This window comes from Pedobacter sp. PF22-3 (assembly GCF_026239555.1).
In the GTDB taxonomy this organism is placed as follows: domain Bacteria; phylum Bacteroidota; class Bacteroidia; order Sphingobacteriales; family Sphingobacteriaceae; genus Pedobacter.
In genome coordinates this window covers 434,583-448,728 of sequence record NZ_JAPIVP010000001.1, presented here as the reverse complement: position 1 = coordinate 448,728, position 14,146 = coordinate 434,583, and the positions used below count along the sequence as shown (strand labels likewise).

The following is a 14,146-nucleotide window of genomic DNA, read 5'->3' as shown; positions in this document are numbered from 1 at the left end:
TTATGCAGGTAAGTGCATCAAGCCTCGCTCAAAAAGTGACTTTAACCAAGTCAAACGCTTCACTTCGATCCATTTTCAAAGAACTTAACCAACAGACTGGTTATAACTTTTTCTATGCAGACAACATATTGGAAAATTCAGTACCCGTAACCATCAATGTAAAAGATGCTGAATTGCCCGCTGTGCTTAACCAGATTTTTGCAGCGCAAAATCTGGATTTTACCATACGCAACCAGACAGTGGTTATTAAAGCAGGTGTAAAGGCTAGCCAGGAAGTCATTACTGGTTTTGTTGGCGATGCCAGAGAACATAAGCCAATTCCGGGGGTTACAGTGTCCATCAAGGGAACAAAGTCTGCAGTGCAGACAGATAAAAATGGAAAATTTACCATCAGCATCCCGGCAGGTGCAACATCTCTGGAGTTCAGATTTATTGGTTACAAGACCGTTAATGTACCCATCTCGCCCAATTCGAATTATAACATCTATATGCAGGAAGATCAGTTGACGCTAAATGAAACGGTGATTACTGGAATGGTCGACCGGAAGGTTAATACCTATACCGGAGCAGCCAAAACCATAACCGGAGCTGAACTTAAGGCCGTGAGTCCGGTAAATGTATTTGCCGGCATTGCCGCCCTCGATCCATCTTTCAGAGTTATTCCAAATAACAAGATTGGAGGTAACATCAATGCGTTACCTGAAATTACCATGCGTGGACAAACTTCTTACCCAACCCTGGGATCAGAACTTGTTGGTAATCCCAATACACCATTATTTATTCTTGATGGATTCCAGGTTTCATTACAGGCAATCGTAGATTTGGATATGAATCAAATTGCATCTATAACGTTGTTAAAAGATGCCTCTGCTACTGCAATGTATGGTTCCCGTGGTGGTAATGGCGTAATGGTTGTTACAACAATCCTTCCGCCAAGAGGAAAAGTAGAAGTTTCCATAACCAATAACTTAACTTTATCATCCCCTGATCTTTCTGTTTATCATATGCTGAATTCGGAAGAAAAATTAGATTTCGAACGTCGTGTAGGTTTTCTAAACAGTTATAGAGGGCAAGCCATTAATGCCGAACGGTATAAAGCAATGGTGAGCGGTGTGAATACAGATTGGAAATCTATTCCCGTTCAAACAGGAATCAATAACAGAACCAACTTATCGTTACGTGGGGGCGACCAGTCTTTGACTTTCAACCTTACTTTCAGCGGAAATCTGCTACAGGGTGTAATGAAAGAACAGGATAGGAAAAATTATTCAGGAAGTTTTCAGCTGAGTTATAAAACAAATAATTTAACCTTCCAAAACAACACGATTGCAACTCAGGTTATTTCTAATGACTCGCCCTATGGAGAATTTAGTCAGTACCTGGCTTTGAATCCATACTGGAAACCTTACGATGAAAATGGTAATATAAACCAGTACCTGGAGAACATCAATTTGGGCTTCGGTGTAGCAGGTTCAGTTGTCTTAAACCCATTAATGGATATTAAGTACAATACTATCAACAACAGAAATAAGAACTTTAATTTAAGAAACAACACCACTATTCGTTACGACTATAGTAAGTCTCTGTGGTTCACCGGTGCACTGGGCATCACCAAAGTGAATGGAACGATAGATAATTTCTATTCCGCTTTAGATAGCCGTTTCAATGGTATTGCCGATTTAAGTGCACGAGGTTCCTATTCGAAAGACAATAGTGATGCCTTTACCATGGACGGAACAGGTGCTGTGAACTACAACAAGAATTTTGGAAAGCATGGCGTTACCGTATATGCGGGATTCAGGCTTGCCAGTACAAGCTTAAATTCATATAATGTATCTACGCAGGGTTTCCCTTTCGATCGTCTGGACAATATCCTGTTTGCTGCACAGTATTTAAACAGCAGGCCTACCGGAACGGAAAGTACCATTAACAATCTTTCTTATACAGGAAGTGCGAATTACTCTTATGATAACCGGTATTTTACCGATTTTACCTATACCAGAGATGGCTCTTCTGCTTATGGTGAAAATAATAAATTTGGTAATTTTTGGTCTGCAGGTTTAGGATGGAACATCAATAATGAACAATTCCTCAAGGACAGCAGAACAGTTAATCTATTGAGGATTCGCGGTAGTTACGGTTCTACCGGTACATCTGTACAAGATCCTTACGCCGCACAATTCAGGTACAACCTGGGTACATCTACTGGCTATTTTGGTGAGGTAGGTGCTTTTCCTGGTGCACTTGGAAACCCGAATTTAAGCTGGCAGCAGGTACTGAAGTCAAACATTGGTATTGCTTCAGCATTTCTGGATAACCGCTTGACTTTTAATGCAGAATTTTATAATGAGGTCACTCAAAATGCGCTGACTACGGTTTCGCTTGCATCTAGTACCGGTTTCCCTTCGTATACAGAAAATTTGGGTAAAATTCAGAACAGGGGATTGCAACTCGACCTCGGTTATACCATCCTATCTAACCCTCGTAAAGGCTTAAAATGGAATGTTTCTGTGAACGCAGCCACTAATAAATCGGTGTTAAAAGAAGTTTCTGATAAACTTAAAGCCTTCAACGCCGCATTGAATGCGAATAATTCTGCTCAGACAACCGAAAATGTGCAGTTTATTGAAGGTCAGTCGACCACGGCCATTTATGCAGTAAGGTCATTGGGCATTGATCCGGTTACCGGCCAGGAAGTTTACCTTAAAGCAGATGGTACCCCAACCTTTGTGTGGGATGTTAATGATAAAACCTATGTCGGCGATACACGCCCCAGGTGGACAGGTGCCATTAATTCAAACTTCCTGTACGCAGGTTTTGCCTTAAATTTCAGTTTCAATTATAATTATGGTGCTGATTTGTATAATAGTACGTTATTAAACCGTGTGGAGTCCGTTGATGCGCGTAACAACGTAGACCGAAGAGCGTATGACCTGGGTTGGACCGGGCCTGGCAGTGTGAGTCCGTACAGAAGAATTACCGGCTCGCCGACACCCACAAAGCTTACTTCACGTTTTGTTCAGCGCGATAATAACATTCAGCTCAGCTCAATTAATTTGAGTTATCAGTTCAAAGCCGAATTTGTAAAAAAGTTAGGCTTGCAGAACCTAAGTGTTAGTGCCACAACGAACAACCTGGCTACCTTTAGCTCCATTGAAATAGAACGCGGTACAGATAATCCTTTTGCCAGAGAGTATACATTTGGTTTAAGTGCAAGATTTTAAATTCAAAAAACATATTCATATCCCAATGAAAAGAACAACATTAATTATAGGAATCCTGGCAATAGTTGCGATGTTTTCCGGTTGTAAGAAATTTTTGGATGTAACACCCAAAACGAGTCTATCTGAAGAACAGCTGTTTACTTCAGAAGTTGGTTTTCAACAGGCTTTATCAGGCGTATATGGCCAGCTTGCCGATAGCAAACTCTATGGGGATAACCTTTCCATGGGCTTCGTTTCCGCGCTTGCTCAAAATTATGCGACAATTGATCCTGCATCGTCAGTTCAGTTGCAACAGACACAACTCCTGAACTACGCTTCAACGGAAGTCGTAAGCTATACCGATTCCATCTGGTCTGCCAGTTATAGTGCAATTGCCGCAGCTAATAAAATAATTGCAAATACAGAAGCAAACCGATCTGTGCTATCTAATAATTCGTATGCATTGTTGCGTGGTGAGTCGTTAGCCTTAAGAGCATTTTTGCATTTTGATTTATTGCGGATGTTTGGGCCTGAATATACTGCGGGTGCCAATCTAAAAGCCATCCCATATAAAAAAGACGTTAACCAAAATGCAAATCCCCCAGCAACAACTGCAGATGTGGTAAAATTTGCCCTGGCCGACCTCAAAGAAGCGGAAAGTCTACTGTTACCTGTTGATCCAATTGTGACCAGCGATTTACGGACCAGGCGGAATAAGCTGAATTATTATAGTGTAAAAGCACTGGAAGCAAGGATCATGTTATATAGCGGCGATAATGCAGGTGCTGCTGCTGCTGCAACTGTGGTGGTCAACTCAGCAAAATATACTTTTGTAACTCAGGCACAAGCTGGCGTTGTTTCACAGGGATTGACAGTACGTGACCGCTTGTATTTTAATGAGCAGGTATTTATGATCAGGGTTAGGGATATATTGCCCACGGTACAAAAATATTTTCGGTTTAGGGGTGCTGCAAGCCAAACGCTTACACGTAGCGCCGCTAATTTTAATACACTTTACGAAACCAGCAATGGGGGCGGTTCAGATTTCAGATTTGCGTTTCGCCTTGAGCAGGAGGGAGGAGTCCCGTTCCCATCTAAATTCTGGCAGGCATCCAGTTCTACCACCCCAATTACCGATAATTTACTCGACCAGTATGTACCAGGTATACGCCTTTCTGAAATGTATTATATCCTGGCGGAAACGGCATCTACGCCTGAGATTGGTGTCGGATATTTAAACACGGTGCGCCTGAACAGGGGAATTAAAGTTTTGCCTAATACGCTCACCGCAGTGACGCTTAAATCGGAGATTACGAAAGAATATCAGAAGGAATTTTATGCAGAAGGACAATTGTTCTTTTACTATAAGCGCATTAAAGCCTCTAGAATGCAATTTGGTCCTGCCATGGCACCTCAGCAGTACGTACTCCCAATTCCGCCTTCTGAACTTCAATTTAATCCAAACTATGCTAATTAATCACACTTGTATTATGAAATATATATTATATGTGACGATGGTCTTTACGCTTTTTTCTTGTAAAAAAGAAGCTGTAGAAACCTATCAGGGAAAAGATGGCGTAAGCTTCTTTGCTTACACTTATCAACAATTACATACAACAGCAACGAGAAGTTACTCTTTTGCCTTTCAAAGCACCGTAAAAACAAGGGATACCATGTATATACCTTTGAGGCTTACCGGAAAGCTGTCTGATCAGCCACGTACCGTATTGCTAAAAACAGCTGAGGGAACAACTGCAACTGCGGGCGTTGATTTTGAGCTAAAAGAAGTGACCATTCCGCCTGGTGTCTACATATTTAACTATCCACTTGTACTGATCAACTCTGTTGGAATGGCAAGCCATGTTTATAGAATCGTTTTAGAGCCGGCAGAAACCAAGGATTTTACTTTAGGTACGCTCGGCCAAACGCCCGCGACGAATACTGTTCAGACAGAGGAAAACTTTAGATATCTGAAGATCGATGTATCCGGTATGTATATCAGGCCTGCTTATTGGGATCTTTTAGATGCAGATTTCGGGGAATTTAGCGCCGAAAAGTACAAGTTCATGGTGAAGATATTGGGTATAACAGATTTCTCTTACGAGAATATTGGTTCTGACGGTTTATTGAACTATCCGGTTACCCTGAGGAATGCACTGGCCGCTTACGAGGCTGCAAATGGTCCATTGTTAGATGAGAACGGTCAAGAGATATCGTTCCCTTAATTTAAAATATTATGCATTTAAAATACTTTTTAAAGCTCAGCCCGGTTTTTATTCTAATCATGCTGGCATTTTCGGCCTGCAAAAAAGACAACCAATCGTTTAAATATGATCAAATCAACGACATTAAGATTACAGATGCAACAACCAGTTTTACGGTAGCTCAACGTGATTCGCTGATCATCACACCAACATTGACTCAAACAATGCCCGAAAGTGATTCATTTACCTATAGCTGGAAACTTGATACACCAACAGATACAACAACAATTGCTAAAACAAAAAATCTACGTATCAAAGTAACATTAAGCCCCAGCACTTATCAGGTAGTATACAAAGTGACGAGCAAGAAAAATGGCATTTATACGCTAAAGCGTTATACCGTTGTCGTTACTGGGATCTATCCTGATGGTTGGTATATTGTCAATAACAAAGATGGAAAAGGCAAAGTTTCATTGATCCGGACAGATGATGTCATTTTTGACAATCCTATGGAAGTGGCAAACAATAAAACCTATCCAGGTAAAGCACTGGCCTTATATAATTTTGGGAAGGGTGGTTTCTTCTATTACTTCAGTGATCAAAATGTTTATCGTTTTAACATGAACGACTGGCTGGATCTTGGTGACAAAAGTTCAATACTCCCGGGTTTGGCTACACCACTTCCGTTCAAAACTGCCCCAGTATTCATGATAAATAATTTACAATTTGAACAGTATATAGTGGCAGACGGCAATTTATATGTTGGGCTTTCCGGAGCAAATTCAGACAATGTAAAACCCTTTACTCAGCGCATTCCCGGTAACTATAATTTATTCCCCGGCATATTCCCCGCCGATTATAGTATGACTTATTTCTACGACAACAACACAATGAGTTTTATGCAGATGCCGTATTTATCTAGGATTCTGGATCGTGCACCTGCAACACCTTTAACAACAAACTCGTTTGATATGGCAAACGTAGGTAAAAAAATGATCGCTTATGACCGGGGCGTAACAACCTTATCACAAGAGGGAATTGAATGGTATTATATTATGGAAGGTAACGATGGACGCTACTTACTATCTTTAACAGGGGATGGGAACAGTACCCATCCTGGGATTAATCAAAAAATGGATAGTAGTCCGGAAATTGGTAGTGCCACTAACTTTGCAACCTCTTCCATCTTAAAACAACTTTATTATACCGCCGGCAATAACGTGTATTTATACGACATACTTGCTAAATCGGCAAGGCTTATCTACACTTTCCCGACTGGGTATGTAATTAAAGATATCGAAATGAAACGAAGTACCAGCAAACAACTGGTGATTGGTGTGAATAATGGTTCAGCGGGCGAGGTTTATTATTTCGACATCAATGCCCAGGGAGAATTTAACAACGGTACGTACACTAAGAAATTTACCGGCTTTGGGGAAATTATGCAAATTGCCGCTGCCAGACAAAATCTGTCGATGTAACTTGGAAAAAGATTTGTAATATCTAATCAAAAATGAGAAAAATAACAATGTTTATTGCGCTCCTGTTTACCGGTTTATCGGTATATAGTCAGCAGGCGGAACCCGCTTATAAAGCTAGTCTTGATTCCTTGAAGATTTTCATTGATCTTTCAAAAAAAGAAGCCATTCTGAACCGTTTGGTTAAAGCGCATCCAAATGAGAGTTTTGACAAATACAGAGCTATATTGGTAGATAATTTTGTAATAGCAAAAAATTCTACGAAGGCTTTATATTATTTCAACCAGATCCAGGAAACTGCAAGAATTATGTATGTTGAAAATGTTACTACCGGTTTAATGGCTTATGATTTGAAAGCCGCTGAAACCTTGGTTAAGCAAGAATTAAACAACTCAACCAACGCAAAGGAAGAGCGGTTGTATTTATTGCAATTATATAGTCAGGTAGCAGATAAGCTGGGCGAACATGAAAAGGCTTTCGCTGCTATAAAAGAATGCTATGAGCAGGCTAGCAAAAAAAGTGCAGGATTAACTGCACAGTATTATTATTTGATGAGCAAAAGCGGCAGGTATCAGGAAGCGCTTCCTGAATTGGAGAAAGCAGTTTTATCAGGCCTGGCCAATGATGATGTCAAGACAGAACTAAAAAATGCTTATGTAAGGGTGCATCCAGGGAAAGATGCAAATGCTTACCTCCATGCCTTAACCAAGCAGTTTGATGACAAATATAAAGCGGAAATAGCAGCCAAAATGATGTCGGAGCAGGCACCAGAGTTTAAGGTAAAAGATATAAATGGCAAGGAAGTATCCTTGTCAGACTTTAAAGGAAAGACCATTATTCTTGATTTTTGGGCAACCTGGTGCGGACCTTGTAAGAAGTCGCTTCCGGCGATGCAAATGATGGTTAATAAATATAAAAATGACCCGACAGTAAAGTTTTTGTTTATACACACCTGGGAAACCGTTCCGGACCCCAAAACTGATGCTGTAAACTATTTGTTAACCCATAACCTGGATTTGCCTTTGTATATGGATACTAAAGATCCCGTTACAAAAAAGAATCCTGCAGTAACCTCATTTGGTGTTTCCGGAATTCCTGCAAAGTTTATTATTGATGGCAATGGTAAAATACGCTTTAAGGAACTGGGCTTGCTTTGGCCAAATGAGGTGGCTGTGAGGCAACTTTCAACCATGATAGAGATGTCCAGATAAAATGTAATTATCCCAGGAATGGATAAATAATTATTAAAGTAAACCCTTATATGCCGAAATGCATATGAGGGTTTGCTTTGAAAAGTCACCGGGAGCCATAATAGTAGGCTATGAAAATAGTTGAGTTGAAAACATGGCGCTTATTTGATTTTTGGGCCTTTCCTAAGATTAATAAATCGTAAATAAATGCCCTTTACTACGCACGTGAGCATTGATAGATTTCTAATAACCTAAATTCGATTAGTATTTATGCATTTTGATTAGTTTTAACCTCCTTTTTCTAACCGCGATCGTCATGCTGAATTTATTTTATTAGCAGTTTTTATTGTTTTAAAGGCCTAATAGCTACTTCGTGGTCAGCATCTTTCCTGCTATTAAGACCCTGAAATAAATTCAGGGTGACGACTTTGAGTTAAAAATATCGGCAGAACATCTTTCAAACATATATTGATTTTTATACAATAAATTATCCCTCAACGTGATATCTTTTTGCGATTGACATAGGCGATTAGCTTACAGGACAACCTCTCTGATGATGTTTTATATCAGGGCATTCTCAAAAAAAGGGGATGCGGCTCCAAAAGCTGCATCCCCTTTTTCTTAATCTTAAAGGTTATTCCCCTTTTTTCATTTTATCAAGCGTAACCTGGTACTGCGCTTTATTTTCAGCTGCAACCAGATCCACTGCTTTTTGCTGCATGGCGATCGCCTGGTCCTTCTTACCCAGTTTATACAATAGATTGGCATAAGTGTCCAAATAGGAGGGTTCCTTGCTTTGGGTCTCATCCACACTGCGTTTACTCCAGCTTAGCGCCTCGGTGATGCAGTTGGTGTCTTTGCAATTTTCAAAAACAGTCCATGCAAAAGAATTCAGCATATCAGCACGTACTTCGGTGCCATATTTTTTCATATAGCTTAATACTGCAGGCTGAAATTTGTCCCATTTTTTTTCGCTCTGAAAAACCTGGATCTTGATCAGGTCTGTGGGTTCGTTAATGTCCACTTTCGGGTATTTCGCCTGTACGGCAGCAACCAGTGAATCTATATTTACATTGGGTTTTCTAAGCGCGGGATAGATGTTTTCCTCCAGAATAATATTGCTTAAGATTTTATTCGATTTTCCCTTTCCTAATATCGCATCTATTTTTTCAGGATCTTTTAGCATCAGTTCAAATCCCTTGCTTTTAGTGCTTCTGGTGTATCTGCTGATAAACTCCAGGTTTTCTTTGGTATAGAGATCTTTTTGTGTATCAAGATAAGCGTTGGCAAATTTTTCGGAGTTTTCCTCATCATATGCGGCTTCGGCACTAACGGCCAATTGTTTCAGGGTTTGAGGAGTAGGATTTCCTGACTCGCTTTTTTTCAGCAGCGTATAATACTGGGTTTCCGGGTTGAGGGCCATCTGCGCTCTGGCGATAAATTCATCTGCCTCACCGCCGCCCACAATACGGTGTACAAGCGCTCCCTGTGGAGAGAAGATCAGAAAGGTAGGATAGGCATTTATCTTAAACTCTTTGCTCATAGCCTTGGCATCGGCATACCAGCTTTTAACTTCTTCACTGTCATTTTTGGTTTGGTCGAACTGTACCTTAACATTTACAAAGTTTTTGTTAAAGAATTCACCCACCTTCTCCTGCGGGAAAATGGTACTGGCCATATATTTGCAAGGACCGCACCAGGTGGTAAAGCAGTCGACCAAAAGGAATTTGTTCTCTTTTTTTGCTTTTTCTTTCACCTGTCGCCAGGAAAGTCCATGTTCAAAATGGGTACCTTTAACCTGTGCGCTACCAATAAAAGGCAGTAGCAGGAATATTAAAAATAATTTTTTCATATCTGTTTGTTTTATTTGAGTTAATAAAGATCGTGATTTTAACTAAAAGTGATGTGTTATAAAAAACAAATTTTTACAGGAATTGGTTAGTTTATCCGAATCTCATAATATCGGTCTAGTACCGTTCAAATGGATCATCATGAATAGCTTCTTTAAATATTTCAATCCCAGGTATCAGTCACTAAAAAAATCCTGGAAAATGAGCCGGGAGAATATGATTGGAAATGACAAAGGGTAAGTTAAACCGTTTTGATGGAATCGTAAAGACTGAACCCAGATTTCTTCTCTTCATTTTTTCAATCTATCTTTCCATTTGATCTGTCGATCCATCATACTGTATTAGCAGCCAGCTTCTGGTTATATACGGTCAGCGCTCCTCTTTGCCCAATGCCGTCACAGATTTAAAATGCCATAACCTGTAGAAGTCCTAAGCATCCTAAAGTGATTATCAAATAAATTAGCTAAAAGATAGTAGGTATGTGTTAAAATATGGTAATTTTGTGTTAAAATACGGGCAATATTGTATCGCGATAGTGTTTACATTTAATAAACGTTTTTTAGACGTTTATTAAATGCGTATTATCTTTTTAAGTGATAAAAAGTATAAATAACCAATAACCAAATATAACTAAATGAACAAAAGTCGAATCCTCTATAGGCAAGCACCTATTTAAAAGTCAGCACTATCATTTTCAGATAAGGGATATGTTTAAACAGAAATGGGTTAAGACTTCGTCTTATGCCATATTTCTTTGCTTATTATAATAAACGTTGTTTTGACGTTTAAAATTAATCTTGAAAAGGAATGGGGTATGTTATGCCTATTTAAAACCATTTAAAAACTAATAACCAAATAATTTATGAGTAACAAACAAGGGTTAAGCCCAAAAATTCGTAATCTGCCTGATTTATTGACCGGGTCTTTCAAAATAATGATATCACCCGTGATGAACAGACAGCAAAAAATGAAGAAAATTAAATCCGGTGTTAACAGTGTGAGATTGGCAAAATATGTCATGCTTTTTCTCACCTTTTTGAGTGTTAATGCCATGGCCCAGAATTCAATCACGGTAAAGGGTATTGTTAGGGACACGACAAGCGGACTCCCCGGCGCCGTGATCAAAATTGTAGGGGCTACCAGTCAAGGAGTCGCTACAGACAATTTTGGCCGATTCGAAATCAGGGCTTCAAAGTCGGCACTGCTCTCCATAACGTGTGTAGGATACAAGCCAAGGCAAATTTCACTTGCTTCAAAGTCGGTCGATGCAGGCAATGTGATCACTTTGGATATTAAACTTGAAAGTGCTACCACAGAGTTACAGGAAGTTGCAGTAACGGGATTTGGTAATACCCAGAAAAAAGCGAGTATGGTTAGTTCGATCACAACGGTAAACGTGAAGGATTTAAAAACCCCTTCATCAAACCTGACTAATGCTCTTGCCGGGCGTATTGCGGGAGTGATTGCTTTCCAAAATAGTGGCGAGCCAGGAATGGGCACCGATAACTCTACCTTCTATATCAGGGGTTTATCTACGTTTGGCTCAGGTAAAAGAGATCCGCTCATCTTAATTGATGGAGTGGAATCTTCGGCAACCGATATGGCGCGCCTGCAACCAGATGATATCTCTGATTTTTCTGTACTGAAAGACGCTGCGGCCTCTTCAGTTTACGGTGCAAGGGGCGCAAATGGGGTGGTCCTGATTAATACCAAAATGGGAATGAACGGAAAGCCCCAGTTTAATTTCAGGGTAGAGAATAGAACATCAAGGAATACCAGGGATTATGAGTTTGCAGACAATATCACCTACATGAGAATGGCGAATGAAGCTTCCATAACACGCACTCCAAATGGAATTGAACCCTATTCCCAAAATAAAATCAACAGTACTGCAGCTGGTGAAGATCCATACCTGTACCCTAATAATAATTGGTTAGAACAGCTCATCAAAAAGCAAACCGTTAACCAGGGTTACAACCTGAATATAGGAGGGGGATCTAACCGTGCCAGGTACTACATTGCAGGTACCTTAAACCAGGATAACGGTAATTTAAGAGTGAACCCGATTAATAATTTTAATAATAATATTCGCCTGAACAACTATTCAATCAGGACTAATATAGATTTTGACCTCACCAAATCAACCGTATTAGTTATCCGTATGTATGGCCAGTTTGATGACTATCAGGGGCCGATCGGCGGATTTGATGGTTCAAGGCGTATCTCTGGCGGTGAGCAAACTTTTAGAAATGCGTTAAACGCAAATCCGGTTATGTTCCCTGCTGTGTATCCATCAGGTAAATTGCCCTTCATTGAGCATCCGCTTTTTGGTTCTGCCCAGACACGCAATACCGACTTGAGTTTAAGTTCTACCTTGTACACCAATCCTTATGCAGAGATGGTAAAAGGGTATCAGGTTTATAAGACCTCGAACCTACAGCCCCAGCTGGAATTAAAACAGGACCTGGCTGCTTTAACAACGGGCTTAAGTGCACGGGCAATGGGATATTTGCGGAGGACCGCCTTTTACAGGATAAATAGAAATTACAATCCATTTTTTTATTCTGCAGTGATTAATGCCCAGGATCAATCCTATAATTTAACCGCATTAAACGATGGTGGACAAAATTCGATAGGTACCGTTGGAACAGAAGTACTAAATTTTAGCAGGGATGCAAAAGATATTGACTCCAGGATGTGGCTGGAAGGTTCGGTTAATTATAACAGGACTTTCAAGAATAAACATGCGGTTGGAGGGATGCTTGTTTCTTATCTTTCAAATTATGAAAACGCCAATGTTGATGAGCTGATCCAGTCTTTACCTTCGAGAAATGCAGGTATTTCAGGAAGGTTCTCTTATGGGTATGATGATAGATATCTTGCAGAATTTAACTTCGGTTACAATGGCTCTGAGCGTTTTGATACGCGTAACCGATGGGGCTTCTTTCCCTCTGTAGGTGTTGGCTACAGAATTTCGAATGAAAAGTTTTTCGAACCACTGAGAGGTGTAATCTCCAGTCTTAAATTCAGGGCTACCTATGGTGTTGCAGGCAATGATGCCATTGGAAACGTAAATGACCGTTTCTTTTACATGTCGCGGGTAAGTTTAAACGACAATAGTTATGGCGCCTCTTTTGGCAGAAATGACGGAGCTTCATTATATAGCCGTCCTGGGGTTTCCATATCCAGATATGCAAATGCTGATATTTCATGGGAGAGGTCAACACAGTTAAATATCGGGATGGATCTGACAGTAGGAAAAGGAGTTGATGTAGTTGTGGATGTTTACAAACAAAAAAGAACTAACATTTTGCAACCTGCAGCAAATATCGATAATGCAGCAGGCCTAATGGCAACAACTTTTTCTAATTTCGGAGAAGGTACATCCAAAGGTGTAGATATGTCTGGAAGCTATCGGGCAAATATTTCGCGTGATTTTTCGATCAATGCCAGGGGTACTTTTACTTATGCTACAACTAAGATAGGTAAGATTGATGAACTTCCTTACCCCGCATCACTATCATATCTATCTAGAAAAGGAGCAGCATTTAATCAAGCCTATGGGTATATTGCTGAACGGTTGTTTGTAGATGATGAAGAAGTTGCCAATTCACCCGTTCAGTTTGGCGATCGTGGTCTCAGGGCAGGTGATATTAAATATAGGGATATAAATAACGATGGGGTTATCAACACAGATGATCAGGTTGCGCTTGGTTATCCTACAGAACCAGAAATTACTTATGGTTTCGGATCAAGCTTTAGGTATAAGAAATTTGATTTTAGTTTTTATTTCCAGGGATCTGCCCGCTTTTCTTTTTTCATAAACTCGGAACAAGTTCAGCCATTTTATCAAAGTGGTGGTTATCAGACAGGTTTGCTGAAGGCAGTTGCCGACAATTATTGGACAGAGACAAATCCTAATCTTTATGCCTTTTGGCCAAGATTAAGCACCTGGAGGGTGCCGAGCAATAATGTAACATCAACCTGGTGGATGAGGAATGGCAATTTCCTTAGGTTAAAGAATGTGGAATTTGGATACACCTCAGAGATTAAAAAACTGAATGTGAGAAATATCCGCTTTTATTTATCGGCAACCAATCTTTTCATGTTGAGTAAGTTCAAATTGTGGGATGCAGAAATGCGTGGCAATGGAATGAACTATCCACTCCAATCGCTTTACAACCTAGGCTTACAGGTGAGTTTATAATATAATATCTAACG

7 protein-coding genes are annotated in these 14,146 nt (G+C 40.0%); 6 read left to right on the top strand and 1 reads right to left on the bottom strand.

The window, feature by feature from the left end; translation table 11 throughout:
• Positions 1-2 precede the first annotated feature (2 nt).
• Genes OQX63_RS01875 through OQX63_RS01855 form a run of 5 tightly spaced genes read left to right on the top strand, consistent with a single transcriptional unit; the run spans position 3 to position 8,096 of the window.
• A complete protein-coding gene (locus tag OQX63_RS01875) occupies positions 3-3,224 on the top strand; it encodes a SusC/RagA family TonB-linked outer membrane protein (protein ID WP_265849197.1) in 3,222 nt (1,073 codons plus the stop codon).
• A 25-nt stretch (positions 3,225-3,249) separates the two neighbouring features.
• Positions 3,250-4,680 (top strand): RagB/SusD family nutrient uptake outer membrane protein, encoded by a 1,431-nt coding sequence (locus tag OQX63_RS01870; protein ID WP_265849196.1) that lies wholly within the window; start codon positions 3,250-3,252, stop codon positions 4,678-4,680.
• Positions 4,681-4,693: 13 nt separating this feature from the next.
• Positions 4,694-5,428 (top strand): DUF4843 domain-containing protein, encoded by a 735-nt coding sequence (locus tag OQX63_RS01865; protein ID WP_265849195.1) that lies wholly within the window; start codon positions 4,694-4,696, stop codon positions 5,426-5,428.
• An 11-nt stretch (positions 5,429-5,439) separates the two neighbouring features.
• Positions 5,440-6,888: a PKD-like family lipoprotein gene (locus OQX63_RS01860; protein WP_265849194.1), complete on the top strand. Its 1,449-nt coding sequence runs from the start codon at positions 5,440-5,442 to the stop codon at positions 6,886-6,888.
• Positions 6,889-6,920: 32 nt separating this feature from the next.
• A complete protein-coding gene (locus tag OQX63_RS01855; protein WP_265849193.1) occupies positions 6,921-8,096 on the top strand; it encodes a TlpA disulfide reductase family protein in 1,176 nt (391 codons plus the stop codon).
• A gap of 613 nt (positions 8,097-8,709) precedes the next feature.
• Here OQX63_RS01855 and OQX63_RS01850 read toward each other — a convergent pair.
• Positions 8,710-9,927, bottom strand: a complete 1,218-nt coding sequence (locus OQX63_RS01850) for a thioredoxin fold domain-containing protein (protein ID WP_265849192.1) — start codon at positions 9,925-9,927, stop codon at positions 8,710-8,712.
• Between the two features lie 965 nt (positions 9,928-10,892).
• On the opposite strand from OQX63_RS01850, the gene OQX63_RS01845 reads away from it, so the two are divergent.
• Positions 10,893-14,132 (top strand): SusC/RagA family TonB-linked outer membrane protein, encoded by a 3,240-nt coding sequence (locus tag OQX63_RS01845; protein WP_265849191.1) that lies wholly within the window; start codon positions 10,893-10,895, stop codon positions 14,130-14,132.
• Positions 14,133-14,146 lie beyond the last annotated feature (14 nt).

What these genes read in the sequence shown, in the direction of transcription:
- OQX63_RS01850 (WP_265849192.1), bottom strand. Translation starts at nt 9,927, where the DNA reads ATGAAAAAATTATTTTTAATATTCCTGCTACTGCCTTTTATTGGTAGC.
- OQX63_RS01860 (WP_265849194.1), top strand. Translation starts at nt 5,440, where the DNA reads ATGCATTTAAAATACTTTTTAAAGCTCAGCCCGGTTTTTATTCTAATC.
- OQX63_RS01875 (WP_265849197.1), top strand. Translation starts at nt 3, where the DNA reads ATGCAGGTAAGTGCATCAAGCCTCGCTCAAAAAGTGACTTTAACCAAG.
- OQX63_RS01870 (WP_265849196.1), top strand. Translation starts at nt 3,250, where the DNA reads ATGAAAAGAACAACATTAATTATAGGAATCCTGGCAATAGTTGCGATG.
- OQX63_RS01845 (WP_265849191.1), top strand. Translation starts at nt 10,893, where the DNA reads ATGAAGAAAATTAAATCCGGTGTTAACAGTGTGAGATTGGCAAAATAT.
- OQX63_RS01855 (WP_265849193.1), top strand. Translation starts at nt 6,921, where the DNA reads ATGAGAAAAATAACAATGTTTATTGCGCTCCTGTTTACCGGTTTATCG.
- OQX63_RS01865 (WP_265849195.1), top strand. Translation starts at nt 4,694, where the DNA reads ATGAAATATATATTATATGTGACGATGGTCTTTACGCTTTTTTCTTGT.